The following is a 17790-nucleotide window of genomic DNA, read 5'->3' on the forward strand; positions in this document are numbered from 1 at the left end:
TGACCCGCGAGATCCGCGAGCGCCGCCGGATGAGATCAGAAGAATTCGGCGTAGCGTTTGACTTCCCACTCACTGACCTGGGCGTTGTAGTCCTGCCATTCCTCGCGCTTGAGGCGCATGAACTCGGCGCAGATCCCCTCGCCCAGGCTCTCGCGCAGAATGCTGTCCGCCTCGAGCGCATCGATGGCCAGCGAGAGATTCTGCGGCAGCGTCTCGATGCCCTTCTCGGCGCATTCGCTCGGGGTCAGCGAGTAGAGATTGATGTTGTGGGGCGTGCCCGGATCCAGCTTGCGCGCCACGCCATCCAGCCCCGCGGCGATGATGGCGGCGTGCACGAGATAGGGGTTGCAGCCGGCGTCCGGCAGGCGGAACTCGAGGCGACCGTAGGGCACACGCACCATGGCCGAGCGGTTGTTGTCCCCGTAGGCGATGAAGACCGGCGCCCAGGTCGCGCCGCTGGTGCTGCCGCCGCCGACCAGACGCTTGTAGGAATTGACGGTCGGCGCGGCAAAGGCACACAGCGCCGGGGCATGCGCCAGCAGACCGCCGAGGAAGTGATACGCCAGCGGCGACAGGCCCATGCCCTGGGAATCGGAGTCATCGCCGAACAGGTTGCGGCCGGTGTCATCACACACGGACAGGTGGAAGTGCATGCCGTTGCCCGGGCGGTCCGCCAGCGGCTTGGGCATGAAGGAGCACACCATGCCCAGATCATTGGCGATCTCGCCGGCAGCCATGCGCACGAAGGTGAAGCGGTCTGCCGAGGTCAGCGCATCGCTGTAGGTGTAGTTGATCTCGAATTGGCCATTGGCGTCCTCGTGATCGATCTGATAGACGTCGAAGTCCACCGCCTGCAGCGATTCGACCAGCCGTTCGAGGAATTCACGCGAACGCGACAGACCCTTGTAGTCGTAGCAGGGCTTGGCGAGGGTATCGCTCTCATCCACCGGCAACAGCTCACCCGCTTCCCCGCGGCGGAACAGCGAGAATTCCGGCTCCAGCCCGCTATTGAGTGTCCAGCCCTTCTCCTTCAGGCGCTCCAGCTGCTTGAGCAGTACCACACGGCTGTCGTTGGCGAACGGTTGCCCATTGACGTAGCCATCACAGGCCATGCGCGCATAGCCAGGCTGCCACGGCACCAGGCACAGCGAGCTCAGATCACCCCGCGCCATGAAGTCCGGCCCCTCCGGCGACATGCCGAGACCACTGACGGCGAAGCCGGCAAAGCCGGCGCCCTTCTCGACCACATCCATCAGGCAATTGGCCGGCACGGACTTGGTCTTGGCAGCGCCATGAATATCCACGAACTGCGCCAGCAAGTAGCGAATATCGTGATCCTTGATGAACTGTTGCGCCTTTTCGGGTGACATCTGGGTTTCCTCTGAGAGCGGACCGGGTTCCATCTCCCTCGACACTGTCTGCCACCCCGGGAAACCTGACCCCTTGTGGTGACACGCCACGCCAAGATAGCGGATGAAACGAGTTTTTGTGATTCCTGCTGGTCAACTTTATTTCCCTCAAAGAAAAGCATGCAGCATGCCATTTCGTCAGCTGTCGCCCTTAACTTTTCATCAACCTCCTGTTTTGTATGGAAATTTATTTTCCATAGGCGTTTTACCTCACCGGAAACGTCAGGTGATCCTGAGTGAAATCCTGCCCGTTTCTCGAAATAGGCATCATTTCGGCGCCCAAAGCCCCCTCTTCGCACCAGCATGACGCAAAGCGCTGATATTCACGCCCGAATTCGTGCTGCCAATCAGCGCCTGACCCGCTCAAGGGTTGCCGTGTCCATGGCCTTTGACGGAATTGGCAAGCCCCTTGCTTAACCATGAGGAATGTTTCTTTCCTTTCAAGAATCGACACTCATGCGATCAGGCAAGGCAAGCAGCAGGCACAAGCCCTTGTGAAGCGCCTGAATAGGCGCCTGAAGAGGCAACAGAACAACAACACCTCCTGCGGCGAATGCGCGTCTTGCGCGCCATCTTCGCCAGCACCAGCAGGACTACGGCACCACCCACTTACGCTAGGCAGCACGACTCACAGGAGAAAGGGACGCATGGCGAATTCATGGCGCATCTCGGCACTGGCCGAACAACACCGCAAGCTGGGCGCGGAGCTTGAAGACTGGAATGGCATGGGCACCGCCTGGAATTACGCCGTCTCGGACACGGCCGATGACCACGAGACCATCCGCACCCGCGCCGGTCTGATGGATGTCTCGGGGCTCAAGAAGATCCACTGCAATGGCCCGCACGCCCAGGCCGTGCTGGATTACGTCACCACGCGGGACATGTCCAAGCTGTATCCAGGCAAATCGGTGTACGCCAGCGTCTTGAATGAGGCCGGCAAGTTCGTCGACGACTGCATCGTCTATTGTCTGGCGCCGAACTCCTACCTCGTGGTGCACGGCACGGGCACCGCGAATGAAATGCTGGCCAAGAGTGCCCTGGGGCGCGCCGTCAGCCTGACCTTCGATGACGACATGCATGACATGTCACTGCAGGGGCCGGTCGCGGTGGATTTTCTGGAGCGTCATGTGCCGGGCATCCGTGAGCTGCGTTACTTCCACCATCTGCAGACCCAGCTGTTCGGCTACCACGTGATGATCTCGCGCACCGGCTACACCGGCGAGCGTGGCTACGAGATCTTCTGCAAGGCCAAGGACGCTCCCTCTCTGTGGGAACAGATTCTCGAAGATGGCACCGACATGGGCATCAAGCCGTGCAGCTTTGGCACCCTTGACTGGCTGCGGGTCGAGAGCCACCTGCTGTTCTACCCGGCGGACAATTCCGAAACCTACCCGTATCCCGACCAGCCGGTGGGCGACACCCTGTGGGAGCTGGGCCTGGACTTCACCGTCTCGCCGGGCAAGACCGAATTCCGTGGCGCCAGCGAACACTTCGCGCTGCAGGGCAAGGAGCGCGTCAAGGTCTATGGCGTGCTGTTGGACTCGAAAGACGTCGCCCAGATCGGTGACAAGATCTACGCCGACGGCAAGTGTGTCGGTGTCATCACCCAAGGCATGTACTCGCGCCTGAGCGATCGCTCCATGGCGCTGGCACGTCTCGAACCCGGCTATGCCGAGCATGGCACCCCGCTGACCCTCAAGACCGGCACTGACGGAGAGACCAGCCTCTCGGCCATCAGCCATTCCCTGCCCTTCGATGACCCGGAAAAGGCCAAGCGACTGGCGCGCGGCTGAGCACACGCACCATGTCGGGCACTGCAAGACCTGCAGTGACAACCGGGTGAAGTGGCAGGACGCATTGCGAACGCAAGACGCAAGAGGCCTCCTCGACGTGACGTCGAGGAGGCCTCTTGCCTCACACCCAGTCCAGGTGATTGAGAAGGACTCTCGAAAGGTACTCCCGCCCCCTTGGCAGACATCAAGGATGAGGGTTGACGGCAAAGTTGGTAATGTCACGCCATACCCCGCTCGCGAGCCGATGCGCCGCATGCCTCACAAGGGCATGCCGCGTCCTCGCCGGCCATCCCCTTCCCATTGCCACCCTCTCCGCTACAGGAGTCATCATGCCGCGAAAATCCCCCGCTCCCTCCGAGAAGTCGGAACAGGACAGCTCCGACACTCTGCCCCGTGAACCAGCGACCGACCCCGCTGCGCAATCAGAGAGGAAAGACACCATCACGGCGGCAGCTGACGAGACGCGTCTCGGACTTGAGCAGCACATCGCACGCGCGCTCAAGCAGCAGCGCGTCTCGCAGGGCTACAAGATTTCTGACGTCTCGCGTATCGCCGGTGTCAGTCAAGGCATGATCAGCAAGGTGGAGAACGCCCAGGTATCCACCAGTCTCGATACCCTAAACAAGCTGTGCAATGCCTTGAGTCTGCCGATCTCGAAGCTGTTCAGCGATTACGATGTCAATGGGCGTGGTGCCCAGCACATCAAGGCCGGGCAAGGCATGCAGGTGGTACGCACCGGCACGGAAGTCGGCCATGCCTATCAACTGTTGAGCTACAAACAAGGCCCCAAGAAGCGCTACGAACCCTTTCTGATCACCATGGATGATGCCAGCGAAGTCTTCCCCAACTTCTGTCATGCCGGGCATGAATTCATCTATCTGCTGTCAGGACATCTCACCTACCGTCATGGTGACAAGTTCTATGACATGGGCCCCGGCGACAGCCTGGCCTTCGATGCCGGCGTTCCGCATGGCCCCGAGAAGTTGAACGAGGTCCCGATTCAGCTGCTGTCGATCATTCACTACGACGACAACGAATAGGTCATCCGCTTCACCGCGCCTGATGATCCCGACAGTCTCCCCGCCCCTGGATGGCCCACTTCCCCTGGTGCTGATTCATGACCGGCCCTCCTGGGTAGTTGGCGCTTTCCGTGTCGGTTTCGCCTGGCGCAGGGCATCCAGCTCCGTCAGATAACGCTCCAGCACCAGATTGGGTGGGCGGCTCTTACGCGTGATGGCGCTGTAATAGGTGACATAGGAGTTGGCCACCGGGCTGAGCGCCTGCATCTGGCCATCGCGCACCCAGCGCTCGGCATAGTGGGTGGGCAGATAGCCGAGATAGCGCCCGGAAAGCACCAGGAAGGCGATGCCCTCGCGGTCAGTCGCGGAAGCGGCGGCCTTGAGCGGCTCGTGCAGCGCCTTGATCGCAGGCGTCTGCGCGTAGGCAGGCAGCACGGCATCATGCTGGCGTATTTCCTCCTGCCCCACCGGGCGTCCGCGCGCGCGAGTGTCGCCTTCCCGGGGTTCGCGAAACAGCACATGGCCCCGCGCGCAGTAAAGGCAGGAGGTTTCCTCGTAGAGCGAGCGATACTCGAGTCCCGGCAGCGTCTTGAGCGTCGGGATCACCCCGGTATGCAATCGCCCATCCAGTACGGCGCGCTCGATCTCATTGGGCGGGATCATGCGGATGTTGATCTTCACTTCCGGACCGTGCTTCTTGAGCGCGCTCAGGGCGTGAGTGATGTGCATCTCCGGCATGGTGACCAGGTTGTCGGTGATGCCGATGTTCAGCTCGCCCTTGAGCCAGGCGTGCAGTCCGTTGATGCGCGTGCGAAAGCCTTCCGCCGCTGCCAGCATCTGCATCGCGGCTTCATGGACGTCTCTTCCCTCATTGGTGAGCGCGAAACCACTGCGACCCCGCTGGCAGAGCTTGAGGCCCAGCCGCGTCTCCAGGTCACTCATCGCCATGCTGATGGCGGAGCGACTGATGTTGAGCTCGATCTCGGCCGCCGAGAAGCCTCCGCATTCCACCACCTTGCGAAAGATGCGCAGCAAGCGCAGATCGGCATCGCCAAGCTGTCCTCTCATGCCGTCCTTGCGCATGGTCTGCCCTCCTGAGTTCCACGACATGGAAAGTTAAGTAAATGCTTTCCTGAAGATAAAGACAACGGCATTTATCTTATCAAAAGGGCTTTCTAATCTAGCCAGACAGGAGCCGAGATCCAACAACAACAGCACTCTTCGGGAGACATCATGACCGCCTTCGACACATCCCCTTCCGCCCAGGCAGGATTGAGCAAGGAACAACTTGACGCCTACTGGATGCCCTACACGGCCAATCGGCAGTTCAAGCAGGACCCACGCATCATCACCAAGGCGCAGGGTGCCTACTTCACGGATTCTCGGGGACGCCAGATATTCGATGGCCTGTCGGGTCTCTGGACCTGCGGTGCCGGCCATTGCCGCCCGGAGATCGCCGAAGCGGTCAGCGCACAGCTGCGCGAGCTGGATTACGCGCCATCCTTCCAGTACGGCCACCCCAAGGCCTTCGAGCTGGCACATCGCATCACGGGACTGATGCCCGAGGGGCTGGATCACGTCTTCTTCACCGGCTCAGGTTCCGAAAGCGCCGATACCTCACTGAAGATCGCTCGCGCCTACTGGCGCAAGAAAGGCAAGCCGACCAAGACCAAGCTGATCGGTCGCAGCAAGGGTTATCACGGCGTCAACTTCGGGGGCTTCAGCGTCGGCGGCATCGGCGCCAACCGCACGCTCTATGGCCAGGGGGTCGATGCCGACCATCTGCCGCATACCCTGCTCAAGGAAAATGTCTTCACCCCCGGCATGCCCCAGACCGGTGCCGAGCGCGCCGATGAGCTGCTGGAGCTGATCGCGCTGCATGATGCCTCCAACATCGCGGCCGTCATCGTCGAGCCGATGGCAGGCTCCGCCGGCGTGCTGCCGCCACCTGTGGGCTATCTCAAGCGACTGCGCGAGCTGTGTGACCAGCACGATATCCTGTTGATCTTCGATGAGGTCATCACCGGCTTCGGGCGCATGGGCGCCATGAGCGGCGCCGAGGAATTCGGTGTCACACCGGACATCCTCAATGTCGCCAAGCAGCTTACCAATGGCGCGGTGCCGATGGGTGCCGTGGTCGTCAAGGGCGATATCTACCAGACCTTCATGGACAACGGCGGCGCCGATTACATGATGGAGATTCCCCACGGCTACACCTACTCCGGTCACCCGGTGGCGTGTGCCGCGGCGCTGGCGGCCCTCGACGTGCTCGAGAATGACCAGCTCATCCCCCGTGTCCGTGAACTGAGCCCGGTCTTCGAGAAGAAGCTGCACGAGCTCAAGGGCACTCGCTACATCAGTGACATCCGCAATTACGGCCTGGCCGGTGCTCTGCAGGTCGAGGCCTATCCCGGCGAGCCGGCGCGGCGTCCCTACGAGATCGCCATGCATTGCTGGAAGGCCGGCTTCTATGTGCGTTACGGCGGCGACACCATCCAGCTGGGTCTGCCGTTCATCACCGAGCACGATGAACTGGATCGTCTGATCAATGCCCTGGGCGATGCCTTCGCCGCACAGGACTGATGATCGACGCTTAGGACTGACAATCACGTTCAGGACTGACAATCACGTTCGGACTGGCGATCGACGCCAGCCCCATCACTGCCCTTTTTCTTGCAAGTCATTTCATGGAGCCCACAACAATGAAAACGCTCGGTCACCTCATCAACGGCAACCTCGATCACAGCGAAGGCCGTACCCAGGACATCTTCAATCCCTCCACCGGTGAGGTCGGCGGTCAGGTGCGCCTGGCCAGCAAGGCGACCGTCGAGGAAGCCATCGCGGCCGCCGCCGCCGCCTTCCCGGAATGGCGCAACACGCCGCCGATCAAGCGCGCCCGAGTGATGTTCCGCTTCAAGCAGCTGCTGGAAGAGCACGCCGACGAGATCGCCCGCCTGATCGGCCAGGAACACGGCAAGATCTGTCACGATGCGCTGGGGGAACTCCAGCGCGGCATCGAGAATGTCGAATATGCCTGCAGCGCCCCGGAACTGCTCAAGGGTGAGCACAGCCGCAATACCGGCCCGGGCATCGACTCCTGGAGCGAATTCCAGCCACTGGGCGTCGTTGCCGGCATCACGCCGTTCAACTTCCCGGCCATGGTGCCGCTGTGGATGTACCCGATGGCGATCGCCTGCGGCAACACCTTCGTCCTCAAGCCCTCCGAGCGCGACCCGACCTCCACGCTGTTCATCGCCGAGCTGCTGATGGAGGCTGGCCTGCCGGCCGGCGTCATGAATGTCGTCAATGGCGACAAGGAAGCCGTCGATACGCTGCTGGATGACCCGCGCATCCAGGCGGTCAGCTTCGTGGGCTCCACGCCGATCGCCGAGTACATCTACAGCCGCGCCGCCGCCAACGGCAAGCGCTGTCAGGCCCTCGGTGGCGCCAAGAACCACGCCATCGTGATGCCGGACGCCGACATGGAATACGTGGCCAACTCACTGAATGGCGCCGCCTTCGGCTCCTCCGGTGAGCGCTGCATGGCGCTGTCCGTCGCGGTGGCCGTGGGCGATGACGCCGCCGACAAGCTGATCGCGCAGATGAAGCAGCAGATGGAAGGCCTCAAGGTCGGTATCTACAGCGACAAGGGCAATGATTTCGGCCCGCTGATCACCGCGGCGCATCGCGCCAAGGTGGTGGGCTACATCGATAGCGCCGAGCAGCAAGGCGCAAAGGTGGTGGTCGATGGCCGCAATCCGCAGGTCGAAGGCGGCGAGAACGGCTTCTTCGTCGGCGGCACCCTGATCGATGGCGTCACCCCGGAGATGACCTGCTATCGGGAAGAGATCTTCGGCCCGGTGCTGCTGGTCGTGCGCGCCGATTCGATGGAAGCCGCCATGCAGCTGATCAATGATCACGAATACGGCAACGGCACCTGCATCTATACCCGAGATGGCGAAGCCGCCCGCTACTTCAGTGATCACATCCAGGTCGGCATGGTCGGCATCAATGTGCCGCTGCCGGTGCCGGTCGCCTATCACAGCTTCGGTGGCTGGAAGCGCTCGCTGTTCGGCGATCTGTCCGCCTACGGCCCGGACGCGGTGCGCTTCTATACTCGCCGCAAGACCATCACCCAGCGCTGGCCTTCCGCTGGTCTGCGTGAAGGCGCCCAGTTCGCCTTCCCGTCCTGATCGATCGCCTTCCCGGCCTGATCCACGGATCATTGCCTGGTGACAACTGCGCCGGACAGCCCTGCTGTCCGGCGCTTTGGTGTGCGCATCACGCGAGATCATGCCGGCAGTCAGCCGCCGCCCCTTGCAGTGGCCAGAAACGACTCCACATAGTCAGGACATCTCATCACGAGAATCCCTGCCACAACTGCGGTCAACACCGTCACAAGGAGTCAGGATGATCTGGGTAATCGCCACCGTTACCGCCAAGGAAGGTCACGTTCAGGATGTCTTCAATGAACTCTGCGCCGTCGCGCCCACCGTGCGCGAGGAAGATGGCTGCCACGCCTACCACCCGTGCCTGGACTCCGAGCGCGCCGCCGACAAGGACAACGACCCACGCCACGACACCATCACCGTGGTAGAAGCCTGGGAATCCCACGATGCGCTGCAGGCCCACCGTGAGACCGAACATATGCAGCGCTTCCGCGACAACGCCGGTGACTGGATTGCCGATGGCGATATCCGCATCCTGAGCCCGGCGGGCTGAAGACGCCCCTCAGTGACGTGCTCTGCACTGAGAACATCATCTTGCCGCTCCCGTTCAGGGGGCGGTTTTTTTGACTCATCGGCCAGCAAGGTGGCGTACAACCGTCGAGACAGCCTTCCCTTTTTTCCTTGTTTTCCTCTCGCCCTCTCCTTGCACTCTTCTCGCCCTCTCTTCGTACTCCTCTCGCGCCCTCCTCGTCATCACAGTATTCATGAGAACTGGCCGAACGCTGAGCAATTTTAGACAAACAACCTTTTAAACAATCACTTGCGTGAAATCATTGAATATCCATCAACATGAAACCCCACGATGAGGCAGAGAAAATCCCTCAAAGATCCGAGAGGCATCACGAGAAAAAGAAGGGGAATTCACACAGTTCAATGACATTAAATGACAGACTTTGACGTCCTGAAACACCAAGAATTACACTTGATTTATATTGAATGAAGATTCAATAAAACGCCAGATACCTCTGGGCATGACGCCATCTTTATGGACCTGGAGTTCAGGCAATACCTGAGAGCGATCTGCTGGAATCTGTCAAGGGTGGACATGTCGCAAACCAGACACTAAGGTATGCAGCCTTCATTAACTCAATCTTAACGCTCACCGAAAGCACCAGGACTCGCGACCCACTGGATCACCAGTATTTTCGAAAGACTGTCGAAACCTCGACATTATCGATAAGAGAGGGAATCCATGACGCAGCATTACGCTGATGAGGGCAAGTGCATGCCACGACGCCCGCCACCCCGCACTTTCTTCCCTGGAAAGTGCTGACACCTCGTAGCTCGCAAGTGTGACAGGGTCTGCCTGTTCACCAGACGAAGACGCCTTGGACACGACAACCATCTCAAGGCAAGACGGCTCAGAACCTTCCTTTCATGACTCTCATCACCGCACTCCTGAACAGCTCGCTGCTCAGGTCAACAGGTGTTCTGTCATCCATTGGAGGCTCCGTACTTGAACAACGACTCTCTCTATCAATTCTCGACCATTACCGTTCTTCTCCTGCTGATCGCCTTCTATGGCGGTACCTACCTGATCACTCTCACCATTCGCAAGAAAAAGGAAGATGCTGACGAGTTCATGGTGTCCAACCACCGTGTCGGCTTCGGCATGGGCGCCGCCAGCATGACCGCCACCTGGATCTGGGCCGCCTCCTTCTATGCCGCTGCCACCTCCGGCTATACCTATGGCGTGTCAGGCCCGATCCACTATGGATTCTGGGGCGCGCTGATGATCCTGTTCATCTATCCCTTCGGCCGCCGCTTCCGCAAGCTGGCCCCCAACGCCCATACGCTGGGCGAGCTGATCCATGCACGCCACGGTTCGAGCAGCCAGCTGATTCTGGCCTTCTCCAACGTGCTGGGCAGCATCATCAGCCTGATGGTCAACTTCACGGCCGCCGGTGCGCTTGTCTCGGTGCTGTCGCCGCTGTCCTTCCAGACAGGCGTCATCCTGGCGGGGGTCGGAGTGCTCTGCTATACGCTCTGGTCGGGCTTCCGCGCCTCGGTATTGACGGATTTCGCCCAGCTGGTGGCACTGATGGCCATCGCCATCGTCATCATTCCGGCCGTGTTCTTTGCCATGGGTGGCCCTTCGGAGCTGGTGGAAGGGCTCAAGCATGTCACGCCACAACAGGCCGACTTCTTCTCGACTGATGCCATCCTCAATCAGGGGGCGCCCTTCTTCGTGGCCGTGCTGGCGTATGCCATCGGCAATCAGACGATTTCCCAGCGCCTGTTCGCGGTCAATGAAGATCACATCAAGCCGACCTTCATCACGGCTACCGTCGGCTACGGTGCCATCGTGATCGGTCTGGGGATGATCGGTCTGATGGCGCTGACCCTCGGGGTCGAGCCGCTCAATGGCGACATGAACAACCTGATTCCGCAGATGGTGTCGGAGTACCTGCCGCCCTTCTTCATCGCCCTGTTCTTCATCCTGGTGATCGGCTCGCTGTCCTCCACCGCTGACTCCGACCTCTCGGCACTCTCGGCGATCATGATGGCGGACGTCTACGGCAAGAACATCGCCCGCGGCAAGGCCGACCCTCGACGCATGTTGCTGGTCGGGCGTCTGACGATGATCATCGCCACCGTGCTGGGGATCGTCTTCGCCAGCTTCTCCCTGGATATTCTGGTGATGCTGGTCTTCGTCGGCGCACTCTGGGGCGCCATCGTCTTCCCGGTGATCGCCAGCTGCTTCTGGGATCGCATCACCAACCTGGCCTTCACCAGTTCCGTCCTGGTCGCCATGGTGGTGTTCTGCATGGCACGCTTCGAGTGGGTGCCGCTGGAGGGTATCAGTGGGCTGATCTTCGAGCTGCTCGCCAGCATCGGCGGCGGCGTCATCATCGGCCTGATGGTCTTCGGCTTCCTCGGTCGCATCGCCGGACTGGTCGCCGGCGTGCTGGCCATGCTGGCCATGGTCGTCTTCGCGACAGGCGAACTGCGTGACTACACCGTGCTGCTGGCCTCGCTCACGGCCTACGGCACCAGCACCCTGGTCTGTGTGATCATGAGTCTCGCCAGCCGCCAGCCGCGCTTTGACTTCACCACCATCACCGACAAGGTCGGCCATTACGACGAGTCCCTGACCTGATCGGGATGCTTGCCACAAGCGCCCCGGCGGCCCTTGGCGTCGCCGGGGACTTTCCTACTGCACATTTCAGGAGACACACGCCCATGACATTCCTGTTTGCCACCTATGTCCTCATCTGGCCATTGCTGACCCTTGGCGTACTCGCCGTGATCTGCGGCGCCGTGGTACGTGACAGCCGTCGCGCTCGCAAGGAGCACCGCGAGCTGGTCTGATCGGTCCGCGCGCAGAAGCCGAAACGCCCGCCTCGAGACTCTCGGGGTGGGCGTTTCGTCTTCAGACAGGGCACTCCAGCTCGCTGCCCTCTGGTCGGAGTCACTCAGCGGCCAATCCGGTCAAGCATTCTCTCCATCGTCGCGACCACTTGACGGCACAGCGCATCATCGAGTGCGTCGGCGTGCGGCGGTGCGAAACGCTGGGCGTCATTGTCGAAGTACTGACCATTGGCGCCGGCGAATTCCTCATCCAGTGCCGCACGTACCAGGATATCGGCACCGATGCCAAGATCCTTGCCCGGTACGCCGAAGCCTTCCTTGACCATCTTGCTGGCCAGCAGAGAGCCCGGGTTGACCGCGATCAGGATAGGCCCCTGGCCTTCCCAGTCCTGGGCGAGCATGCGGGTCCACATGGTGATCGCGAGCTTGCTCTGGGCATAGGCCGCGTAGTGGTCGTTGAACGCGACCTCGCCGGTCAGGGCCTTCAGGTCCACGGGGGATTGAGCCGCCGAGGACAGATTGACGACCCGCCCGGCCGGACGCAGTGCCGGCGCCAGTTTCTGGGTGAGCAGATAGGGGGCAAGGGTATTGACCACGAAGCGCAGGTCGAGACCGTCCGCCGTCACGACGCTGGGTGCCTGGAAGACACCGGCATTGTTGATCAGGACATCCAGACTGGCATTGGCCGCCAGCACATCGCTTGCCAGTGAGTCGATGGCGACCAGGTCGGACAGGTCGGCCACGAAACCGGCGACACGCTCAGCCCCGGCCAGCGCCGCAAGTTCGGCGACGACACCATTGACCTTCTGCTCGCTACGCCCGTGGATCAGCACGCGATGGCCGCGCTCCAGCAGGGCCTTGGCCGTGACCAGGCCGATGCCATCGGTGGAACCGGTGATAAGAATGGTTTTCATGTGCTCTCTCCTTGATATGTCCCACGACGCTTGAGACGCGAACGACAGGGTGTGCCGTATGGCCACACCCTGTCGTTTGTCTGTGCCAGCGCAGTGTCAGGATGATCCTGCCAATGTGGCTTTCGGTCACGGTATCAGACCTCGACGATGACCTTGCCGGTTGCCTGACCGCTGCCCAGCCGCGCGTGGGCCTGGCCCACTTCCGCGAGCGGGAAGACCTGATCATCGATGATCGGCTTGAGTGCGCCGGCATCGGCGATACGCGCCATGTCGGCCAGAATCTCGTGGTGCTCCTGACGACGGAAGTCATGCAGCATCGGGATCAGCATGAAGACGACATGCAGTGACAGGCCCTTGAAGTGCGCGGTGGTCAGATCGATGTCCATGAAGGACACGGTCGTCGAGACATGGCCATTGAGCGCGGCAGCCTCGAAGGAGGTCGGCAGGTTGGCGCCGCCGACGGAGTCGAACACGATGTCGAAGCCCTTGCCGTCGGTGAGCCTGGCCACATAGTCGGCGACCTGCTCATTGCGGTAATTGATGGCACTGGCCCCCAGGCCATCGACCAGCGTCTCGTGCTCATCACGACCGACGGTAGAGGCGACATCGGCACCGAAGTGACGGGCCAGCTGGATGGCGATGTGGCCCACACCCCCCGCACCACCGTGAACCAGCACCTTCTGACCGGCCTGGATGTTGGCCCGCTTGAGGCCTTCATAGGCCGTGATGCCGACCAGCGGCAGCGCCGCGGCTTCCACCATGCTCAGGGACTTCGGCTTGTGGGCGATCAGGCGAACATCGGCGGCGATGTACTCGGCCAGCGTACCCGGCAGGTCGGCCAGGCCACCAGCACAGCCATAGACGTCATCCCCTATGGCGTAGCCTTCGACGCCCTCGCCCACGGCTTCGACAGTACCGGCGAAGTCCATGCCCAGCAGCGCCGGCAGTGCCGGAGACAGCGGAAGCTCTGCGCCCATCTCGCGAATCATGGTGTCGACGGTATTGATGCTGGTGGCGGCGATACGCACCAGTACCTGACCTGCCGCCGCTTGGGGCTTGGCGATTTCCGCCGCTTCGAACACTTCGGGACCACCGAATGACGTCACCAGCATCGCTTTCATGAGTCTGACTCCTGCGTGAATGTTCATGCCATGGTAATTATCTTCGGCATGAACAATAAACGGCGAGTTGATACAATCAGTTTCTATATTTTGTTGAATATCAGTCCACAACACCATCGCCTCGGGGGGAGATGACATGAATCTTGAGCACCTGAAGCTGTTCGTCCGTCTCGCCGCCGTGAACAGCATCAGTCAGGCCGGCGAGGACCTGGGACTGTCGCCCGCCGTCGCCAGCTCTCACCTGCGCAAGCTCGAGGACAGTCTGGGGGTACGCCTGTTGCATCGCACCACGCGTCATGTGGCACTGAGCGAAGAAGGTCGCGCCTTTCTCCCCCACGCAGAAGAGGTGCTGGCCAGTGCCGAGGCGGCGCGGGCTGCCGTCGGTGCCGGCACCACCACCCCCACCGGCACCTTGCGCATCACGGCATCGGCCTCCTTCGGACGCATGCATCTGATCCCCGGGCTGGCCGGCTTTCTGGCACGCTACCCGGACCTCGAGCTGGATCTGCGCCTGACGGATACCATCGTCGATCTGGTGGAAGGCGGCTTCGACATCGCCATCCGCAACTCCGCTCTCAAGGATTCGAGTCTGATCGCGCGGCGCCTGGCCCCGGACAAGCGTATCCTGTGTGCTTCTCCGCAATACCTGCAGCGCCATGGCACTCCAACCCGCCCTGCGGAACTGAAACACCATGAATGCCTGACGCTGATCGGGATGGATCAATGGAGTTTCCAGCACGAGAATCGCGTCGAGGTGATACGCATCAAGGGCCGCATACGGACCGACAATGGCGAAGCGGTGCGCGATGCCTGCGCCGCGGGCCTGGGCATCACCCTCTCCTCGACCTGGAGTCTCTATCGTCATCTGGCGAGGGGCGAGCTGGTGGAAGTGCTGCCCGAGACACCGCTGGTCAACGAGACCGGTATCTGGGCGATCTATTCAAGCTCCCGACAACTGGCCCCCAAGATCCGGGCGTTTCTGGACTACTTCTCCGAGTACTTCGGTAGCCCGCCTTACTGGGACCTCCCCCAGTCCTGAGCCGAAGGCGCGAAGATTTCGCTGAAGACGGGCCCGCACGTCATAAGATGAGCGGCGCGACTCAGGCGATCTTCCAGCGCTTGAGCATCGGCCTGGAGTCTCGCCAGCCGCCAGCCGCGCTTTGACTTCACCACCATCACCGACAAGGTCGGCCATTACGACGAGTCCCTGACCTGATCGGGATGCTTGCCACAAGCGCCCCGGCGGCTCTTGGCGTACTCGCCGTGATCTGCGGCGCCGTGGTGCGTGACAGTCGTCGCGCTCGCAAGGAGCACCGCGAGCTGGTCTGACCTTGCCCACACGTAGAACAGCCACGGAAAGGCCCGCCCCGAGATGCTCGAGGCGGGCCTTTCCGTGGCTGTCGGGTCAACCGGATCCGCTCAGGCCACCCGATGGGCAGATGTCATGACCAGCAGACTCAGCAGTCGGTGGCCGATGACGGTTGGCGCTCGCCAGGCACGAGCATATCATCGTCGCAACGCAGGATGACCGCGACACGAGGACGAACCACATGGACATGATGAGCAGCATGAAAGGACTCGCCGGCGGCGTTCTGATCGGTCTTTCGGCAGTGATGCTGATGGCCTTTCTGGGACGTATCGCCGGTATCAGTGGCATCACGCGGGGCGCGCTGCTGGAATCAGGCCCGGACCGCCGCTGGCGTATCGCCTTCGTGCTCGGGTTGATCAGCGGCCCGCTGCTCCTTGTGCTGTTCAATCTTGACTGGGGCAATGTGGCCGAGGGCACGGATGCGCTGATCGGCGATCCCGCCAGCGGGGTGCTGAGCATGATGTTCGCCGGCCTGCTGGTGGGCCTGGGAACAGGCATCGGCGGCGGCTGCACCAGTGGCCACGGCGTCTGCGGCATCGCGCGTCTCTCCCCGCGCTCGCTGGTGGCCACGGGGGTGTTCGTGGCCATCGCCATGCTGACGGTCTTCGTGACCCGACATCTGCTGGGAGAGTCACCATGAAAGCTGTCACCGGCTTCATTACCGGGCTGGTCTTCAGCCTCGGCCTGACACTCAGCGGCATGACCGACCCCGCGCGTGTCGTCGGCTTTCTCGACGTGGCCGGAGACTGGGACCCCACGCTGATCTTCGTGCTTGGCGGGGCGGTCATCACCACCTTCATCGGTTATCGCCTCGCCTGGCGACGCAGCACTCCCCTGTTGGGTGAGCGATTCCAACTGCCTACACGCCGCGATATCGATGGTCGCCTGCTGCTCGGCGCGGCCCTGTTCGGTACCGGCTGGGGCCTGAGCGGATACTGCCCCGGGCCTGCCATCGTCTCCAGCAGCGCCATGAGTCTGCCATTGGCGGGTTTTCTACTGACGATGCTACTGGGCTGGTGGCTGGCCACGCGCCTGACTCGCGCTCACTGATCCGAGCGCCACGCAAGAGAAAATCCTTGCATGAGAAACGCCCGCCGAATGGCGGGCGTTTCTCATGCAAGGCGAGTCACCACGACCACACGGCGCCCTTTCTCTCACGGGACCTCATTGCGATGATCTCGCTGATCAACAGCCCCGTGGTTCGTGTGCTGGATGAAGTCACATCCACATGAAGCGTCGAAAAGCCAAAAAAAAGCCCGCCAATGGCGGGCAGGGAATGTCGGGACAGGACATTCAGGACAGGAAAGCGTTTGAGCAAGGGTTCTGCCATTGACGACGAGTGCGGTCTTGCGTTCGGGTCAAAACACTTGCTCAAGCGTTCTTCTCTCTCACGAGTTGTTCTCTGGAGCACTGACCATCAGGAGACAACGTGATGGTCAGTGGGTCCATTCAGCAACTGACAGAGGTAGGTCGATGGCATATCGGCGTCCTTGGCTGTCTTGCAGAGTCGGGGACTATTGCGTTGCCGCGAGCGGTTACGCGCTCTCGTTCAAGGCATGTTCGACGCGTGTGGCAGAGACACTCTTGCCGGCATCGTTGACGTAATCCGCCGAATCGCTTGCCAGTGCACGGGTGGTGCCCTGGATGCCGGCGTTGCTGATGGATGTCTGGACGCGGCTGGCAGCGACACTCATGCCGGTTTTCACGACATCATCATGGTGCAGTGTGGCTTGCTGAGTGACCGGCTGTGCCTGACCCATGATCACGCGATCACTGAGGGTGGCACGTACGCGGGCATCGGCTTCGCTGTCATTGGCAGAGGCCACGCCAGTGGCGGCAACGGACAATGCGGCAATGGCGAATAGAGACTTGAGAGATTGCATGGGGGTTCTCCTATTGAAAAAGGTCATGTCAGTGCAGACACCTGGCCTGCAAGCGCCTGACGCAGACATCGGGCGTCTCAGACGTTGACGTCGCTCACGGCGTGACGAACACGGGTGCCGGCAACGCTATCGCCTGAATCATTGGCGACATCGAATTCCTGCAGATGGATGGAGCGGTCATGGCCACGGATCTCGTCGTCACCGGAGGCAATCTGGAAACGGCCTGCCGAAGTGCTCATGCCGGTTTCCGCGAAGGTCGCCTGGCCTGTCGGTGCCTGCTGAGCGGCACCATGGATGACACTTTCACTGACGTTGTGCTGGACACGCTGGGCAGCCGGGCTGTCATCAGCCGCGAAGGTGGCGGTGCTGACGGTGGCGAGAGCGGCAGCGGCGATCAGGGTCTTGAGAGTGTTCATGATGATTTCCTCGATGAAGATGAAGTGATGATCAGACCTGGAAATGCAGGTCAGGGATGACGGTCAATCAGACGTTGCTGTCGCTCAGGGCGTGCTGAACGCGGGTAGCGGCGACACTCTTGCCAGCGTCATTGTCGAAGGCCTGTTCACGGCTGGCGGTAGCGCTGCCGTGCCCTTCAATGGACGACTGGGTCAGGGCGGTCTCGACACGACCTGCCGCGACGCTCTTGCCGGTTTCCGCGAAGGTGGCCTGAGCCGTCGGGGCCTGCTGGGCGGTGCCGACGACGACGTCCTGGCTGACGGACTGCTGGACACGCTGGGCGGC

At 61.5% G+C, this 17790-nt stretch carries 17 protein-coding genes; 10 read left to right on the forward strand and 7 right to left on the reverse strand.

Annotated features, from left to right (window positions below):
• Nucleotides 1-35: 35 nt before the first annotated feature.
• Nucleotides 36-1370 carry a type III glutamate--ammonia ligase gene (gene glnT / locus HXS66_RS13135; protein WP_176503741.1) on the reverse strand — a complete coding sequence of 445 codons (1335 nt, stop codon included), beginning with the start codon at nucleotides 1368-1370 and terminating at the stop codon, nucleotides 36-38.
• Between the two features lie 686 nt (nucleotides 1371-2056).
• On the opposite strand from glnT, the gene HXS66_RS13140 reads away from it, so the two are divergent.
• Together HXS66_RS13140 and HXS66_RS13145 are read left to right on the forward strand one after the other, a co-directional pair.
• Nucleotides 2057-3202, forward strand: coding sequence for an aminomethyltransferase family protein (locus tag HXS66_RS13140; RefSeq protein WP_176503742.1), 1146 nt, complete (start codon nucleotides 2057-2059; stop codon nucleotides 3200-3202).
• 329 nt (nucleotides 3203-3531) lie between these two features.
• Complete coding sequence (locus HXS66_RS13145; protein WP_176503743.1) at nucleotides 3532-4242, forward strand: XRE family transcriptional regulator; 711 nt, start codon at nucleotides 3532-3534, stop codon at nucleotides 4240-4242.
• 75 nt (nucleotides 4243-4317) lie between these two features.
• On the opposite strand, the gene HXS66_RS13150 is transcribed toward HXS66_RS13145, so the two are convergent.
• On the reverse strand, nucleotides 4318-5304 hold the full coding sequence (locus tag HXS66_RS13150; RefSeq protein ID WP_176503744.1) for a LysR family transcriptional regulator: 987 nt from the start codon (nucleotides 5302-5304) through the stop codon (nucleotides 4318-4320).
• Nucleotides 5305-5454: 150 nt separating this feature from the next.
• Between HXS66_RS13150 and HXS66_RS13155 the strand changes: the two genes are divergently transcribed.
• The 5 genes from HXS66_RS13155 to HXS66_RS17380 all read left to right on the forward strand — a co-directional run bounded on the left by HXS66_RS13155 (nucleotide 5455) and on the right by HXS66_RS17380 (nucleotide 11762).
• Nucleotides 5455-6804, forward strand: a complete 1350-nt coding sequence (locus HXS66_RS13155; protein WP_077377099.1) for an aspartate aminotransferase family protein — start codon at nucleotides 5455-5457, stop codon at nucleotides 6802-6804.
• A 119-nt stretch (nucleotides 6805-6923) separates the two neighbouring features.
• Nucleotides 6924-8414, forward strand: coding sequence for a CoA-acylating methylmalonate-semialdehyde dehydrogenase (locus HXS66_RS13160; RefSeq protein ID WP_176503745.1), 1491 nt, complete (start codon nucleotides 6924-6926; stop codon nucleotides 8412-8414).
• 217 nt (nucleotides 8415-8631) lie between these two features.
• Nucleotides 8632-8943 carry a putative quinol monooxygenase gene (locus tag HXS66_RS13165; RefSeq protein ID WP_176503746.1) on the forward strand — a complete coding sequence of 104 codons (312 nt, stop codon included), beginning with the start codon at nucleotides 8632-8634 and terminating at the stop codon, nucleotides 8941-8943.
• Between the two features lie 963 nt (nucleotides 8944-9906).
• Nucleotides 9907-11550, forward strand: a complete 1644-nt coding sequence (locus tag HXS66_RS13170) for a sodium:solute symporter family protein (RefSeq protein ID WP_136937978.1) — start codon at nucleotides 9907-9909, stop codon at nucleotides 11548-11550.
• Nucleotides 11551-11633: 83 nt separating this feature from the next.
• Nucleotides 11634-11762: a putative transporter small subunit gene (locus tag HXS66_RS17380; RefSeq protein ID WP_218015038.1), complete on the forward strand. Its 129-nt coding sequence runs from the start codon at nucleotides 11634-11636 to the stop codon at nucleotides 11760-11762.
• Between the two features lie 104 nt (nucleotides 11763-11866).
• On the opposite strand, the gene HXS66_RS13175 is transcribed toward HXS66_RS17380, so the two are convergent.
• On the reverse strand, nucleotides 11867-12676 hold the full coding sequence (locus HXS66_RS13175) for an SDR family NAD(P)-dependent oxidoreductase (protein ID WP_176503747.1): 810 nt from the start codon (nucleotides 12674-12676) through the stop codon (nucleotides 11867-11869).
• Between the two features lie 134 nt (nucleotides 12677-12810).
• Complete coding sequence (locus tag HXS66_RS13180; protein WP_176503748.1) at nucleotides 12811-13797, reverse strand: zinc-dependent alcohol dehydrogenase family protein; 987 nt, start codon at nucleotides 13795-13797, stop codon at nucleotides 12811-12813.
• A gap of 136 nt (nucleotides 13798-13933) precedes the next feature.
• Between HXS66_RS13180 and HXS66_RS13185 the strand changes: the two genes are divergently transcribed.
• The 3 genes from HXS66_RS13185 (at nucleotide 13934) to HXS66_RS13195 (ending at nucleotide 16216) form a co-directional block, all read left to right on the forward strand.
• A complete protein-coding gene (locus tag HXS66_RS13185) occupies nucleotides 13934-14836 on the forward strand; it encodes a LysR family transcriptional regulator (protein ID WP_176503749.1) in 903 nt (300 codons plus the stop codon).
• A gap of 469 nt (nucleotides 14837-15305) precedes the next feature.
• Nucleotides 15306-15806, forward strand: a complete 501-nt coding sequence (locus HXS66_RS13190) for a YeeE/YedE family protein (protein WP_333781921.1) — start codon at nucleotides 15306-15308, stop codon at nucleotides 15804-15806.
• Nucleotides 15803-16216: a DUF6691 family protein gene (locus HXS66_RS13195; RefSeq protein WP_077377120.1), complete on the forward strand. Its 414-nt coding sequence runs from the start codon at nucleotides 15803-15805 to the stop codon at nucleotides 16214-16216. Before HXS66_RS13190 ends, HXS66_RS13195 begins: the two co-directional genes overlap by 4 nt.
• 485 nt (nucleotides 16217-16701) lie before the next feature.
• Here HXS66_RS13195 and HXS66_RS13200 read toward each other — a convergent pair whose 3' ends face one another.
• From HXS66_RS13200 to HXS66_RS13210, 3 genes are all read right to left on the reverse strand, one after another.
• On the reverse strand, nucleotides 16702-17049 hold the full coding sequence (locus HXS66_RS13200) for a hypothetical protein (protein WP_077377123.1): 348 nt from the start codon (nucleotides 17047-17049) through the stop codon (nucleotides 16702-16704).
• Between the two features lie 77 nt (nucleotides 17050-17126).
• Nucleotides 17127-17465 carry a hypothetical protein gene (locus HXS66_RS13205; RefSeq protein ID WP_077377126.1) on the reverse strand — a complete coding sequence of 113 codons (339 nt, stop codon included), beginning with the start codon at nucleotides 17463-17465 and terminating at the stop codon, nucleotides 17127-17129.
• Nucleotides 17466-17532: 67 nt separating this feature from the next.
• Nucleotides 17533-17790, reverse strand: a 258-nt coding sequence (locus tag HXS66_RS13210) for a hypothetical protein (RefSeq protein WP_176503750.1), incomplete at its 5' end; no start/stop codon positions are given.

It is taken from the genome of Cobetia sp. 5-11-6-3, assembly GCF_013374055.1.
GTDB classification, from domain to species: Bacteria; Pseudomonadota; Gammaproteobacteria; order Pseudomonadales; family Halomonadaceae; genus Cobetia; species Cobetia marina.

Bases quoted from the DNA above. Each gene is read 5' to 3' on its own strand.
- glnT (WP_176503741.1), bottom strand. From the start codon at position 1,370: ATGTCACCCGAAAAGGCGCAACAGTTCATCAAGGATCACGATATTCGC.
- HXS66_RS13140 (WP_176503742.1), top strand. From the start codon at position 2,057: ATGGCGAATTCATGGCGCATCTCGGCACTGGCCGAACAACACCGCAAG.
- HXS66_RS13145 (WP_176503743.1), top strand. From the start codon at position 3,532: ATGCCGCGAAAATCCCCCGCTCCCTCCGAGAAGTCGGAACAGGACAGC.
- HXS66_RS13150 (WP_176503744.1), bottom strand. From the start codon at position 5,304: ATGCGCAAGGACGGCATGAGAGGACAGCTTGGCGATGCCGATCTGCGC.
- HXS66_RS13155 (WP_077377099.1), top strand. From the start codon at position 5,455: ATGACCGCCTTCGACACATCCCCTTCCGCCCAGGCAGGATTGAGCAAG.
- HXS66_RS13160 (WP_176503745.1), top strand. From the start codon at position 6,924: ATGAAAACGCTCGGTCACCTCATCAACGGCAACCTCGATCACAGCGAA.
- HXS66_RS13165 (WP_176503746.1), top strand. From the start codon at position 8,632: ATGATCTGGGTAATCGCCACCGTTACCGCCAAGGAAGGTCACGTTCAG.
- HXS66_RS17380 (WP_218015038.1), top strand. From the start codon at position 11,634: ATGACATTCCTGTTTGCCACCTATGTCCTCATCTGGCCATTGCTGACC.
- HXS66_RS13175 (WP_176503747.1), bottom strand. From the start codon at position 12,676: ATGAAAACCATTCTTATCACCGGTTCCACCGATGGCATCGGCCTGGTC.
- HXS66_RS13180 (WP_176503748.1), bottom strand. From the start codon at position 13,797: ATGAAAGCGATGCTGGTGACGTCATTCGGTGGTCCCGAAGTGTTCGAA.
- HXS66_RS13185 (WP_176503749.1), top strand. From the start codon at position 13,934: ATGAATCTTGAGCACCTGAAGCTGTTCGTCCGTCTCGCCGCCGTGAAC.
- HXS66_RS13195 (WP_077377120.1), top strand. From the start codon at position 15,803: ATGAAAGCTGTCACCGGCTTCATTACCGGGCTGGTCTTCAGCCTCGGC.
- HXS66_RS13200 (WP_077377123.1), bottom strand. From the start codon at position 17,049: ATGCAATCTCTCAAGTCTCTATTCGCCATTGCCGCATTGTCCGTTGCC.
- HXS66_RS13205 (WP_077377126.1), bottom strand. From the start codon at position 17,465: ATGAACACTCTCAAGACCCTGATCGCCGCTGCCGCTCTCGCCACCGTC.